Source organism: Ottowia sp. (assembly GCF_047975795.1).
Lineage (GTDB): Bacteria > Pseudomonadota > Gammaproteobacteria > Burkholderiales > Burkholderiaceae_C > Ottowia.
Window position 1 is genome coordinate 1 of the sequence record NZ_JBKEEE010000067.1, and the last position, 1,832, is coordinate 1,832.

5 protein-coding genes are annotated in these 1,832 nt (G+C 62.3%); all 5 read left to right on the top strand.

What is annotated here, in order from left to right; translation table 11 throughout:
* The first annotated feature begins 105 nt into the window (after nucleotides 1-105).
* Complete coding sequence (locus tag ACK5NW_RS10385; RefSeq protein WP_416927736.1) at nucleotides 106-324, top strand: hypothetical protein; 219 nt, start codon at nucleotides 106-108, stop codon at nucleotides 322-324.
* A gap of 29 nt (nucleotides 325-353) precedes the next feature.
* On the top strand, nucleotides 354-632 hold the full coding sequence (locus ACK5NW_RS10390; protein WP_416927738.1) for a hypothetical protein: 279 nt from the start codon (nucleotides 354-356) through the stop codon (nucleotides 630-632).
* 101 nt (nucleotides 633-733) lie between these two features.
* Entirely contained in the window at nucleotides 734-1,129 is a 396-nt protein-coding gene (locus ACK5NW_RS10395; protein ID WP_416927740.1) for a hypothetical protein, read from the top strand.
* 35 nt (nucleotides 1,130-1,164) lie between these two features.
* The gene (locus ACK5NW_RS10400; protein ID WP_416927742.1) at nucleotides 1,165-1,458 is read left to right on the top strand and encodes a hypothetical protein; all 294 of its coding nucleotides are present in this window, start codon (nucleotides 1,165-1,167) and stop codon (nucleotides 1,456-1,458) included.
* Nucleotides 1,458-1,832: glycoside hydrolase family protein (locus tag ACK5NW_RS10405; protein ID WP_416927743.1), on the top strand; the 375-nt coding region annotated here is incomplete at its 3' end. The genes ACK5NW_RS10400 and ACK5NW_RS10405, both read left to right, overlap by 1 nt.

Here is a 1,832-nt window from a genome sequence, read left to right on the forward strand (position 1 = left end):
TGTCGATCCAACCACCAGCACCACCCACTTGGGCGCGGTGCGCAGCACGTCGGTGAGCTGGCAGCGGCCAGCCCTGCGCCAAACCCTGACGCTGGAGACGCACCCGTGAACCTGTTTAAACAATTCGAGAACCTGCTGCCCAAGCGGCCGCTGGAAATCGGCGTGATCACGGTAGTGGAGGGTGGCTCCGTATTGATCGAGCTGCCCAGCGGCCAAACCATGCGCGCGCGTGGCACAGGCACCTTGGGCGATGTGGTGTTTGTGCGAGATGGTGCGTTGGAGGGTGCCGCGCCGGATTTGCCTGAGGATACGGTCGATGTGTAGGTCTCTCCGATCACAGAGGGATTCGCGTAATGCGTGAGCCACGGGAAATGACGCCTGACGCCATCGCGGAGTACATGGACGCACGCGAAATGATGATGCGCGAATGGGTTCGCGGCGGGTTTGTGGATGGCAACCTGGAGACGCATCGCCTGGCCCACGAGGCCATGATTCTGGCCGCAAAAGAGCAGCGAGAGCTGTGGATGGACATTCGCAAGAAGCTGGCTACAGGCGGCGTGACAGCGCTGCTTGGTGGGCTGGCCACCGCCATCATCATCTCCGCCACCGTTTGGGTCAAAGGCCTGAAATGATTGATTTTGTCTCCACATCGCAGCTTGCTGCCCTGGAGGCAGAGCTCGATCGTCGGCGTGGACGGCAAAAATGGCACCGCCTGTGGTTGGCGTTGGCCTTCATGTGCGCGCCGCTCACGTTGGTCGCTGCCGTGCTGGTTTATTGGTGGTGGGACACCGGCTCGCCGCCCGTTCGAGACTTCCGTGTTTCGACGCAGATTCCAGTGTCCACAGGCGAAGAAAGCGCTTTCATCCTCGTGGGCACGCTGGACAAAATACGCGACTGCCAATTCCTCGGCCTAAGCGCTCTGCTCTCCGACGGGCGCGCCGTGCCGGTGTCGTTCAGTCAACCTGCCGACGCCTACACATTCATCCGCCCGCCCGGGCCGCAAAACTGGGGGCCGTGGCGCATCTGGGTAGACGATGGGCAGGGGATAGAGATGTATGCCCGGTTTACGTGCAACGGGGTGTGGTCATTCACGGTTCGGCTCGGCGGCTTTGTGGCCGGAGCTAGATAAGGCCGGGCCGCGAATCTTAATTAAGCGCGATTCATATGAAAGAAATCCTCAAAAGTTTTCAGCATTGGCTGGCCGAACAATGGGCCGCGCTTCAGAAGCTGGAGCTTGCTCCGGATTGGCTGAACATCCTCAAGCGCGCCTGGAGCGTGCGCCTCATGTCAGCAGCCTTCGTGCTGGAGGCGCTGGGCATGCTGCTGGAGACGGTGGGCGCGTTCACTGGCGACGTCGTGTCTCTCGCGCTGCGCTTCGTCGCGCTGTGCCTGGTGTTCGCCGCGTTCGCTGCCCGGTTCGCCTACCAGACCGGCGTGAGCAAGGAGGTGGGTGATTGATGGTCTGGACACCCAAGATCAAGCTGCCCAAAATCCCGCCATCGCTGGCGCGCAAGGGTGTGATCCCGGCGGCCTTCATCGCGGCGCTGAGCGGCCCGCTGGCCTACACCGAGCTGAGCCGCTGGGAGGGCAACATTCTGCGCGTGTACGCTGACAGGCTGGCGAACGGCATCCCCACTTACTGCGCAGGCCGCACGGACTGGAGCGCGCCCGTCGGCACCAGGTTGACCGACGATCAATGCCGAGAGGTCAACAAGGCCACGCTGCTTGAGTACGGCTACGCCGTGCTGGCCTGCACCAATTGGAAGTACCTGACGCCGAACCGCTTGATCTACCTGACGCTGTTCGCTGTGAACGTCGGCAAAGCGGGCGCG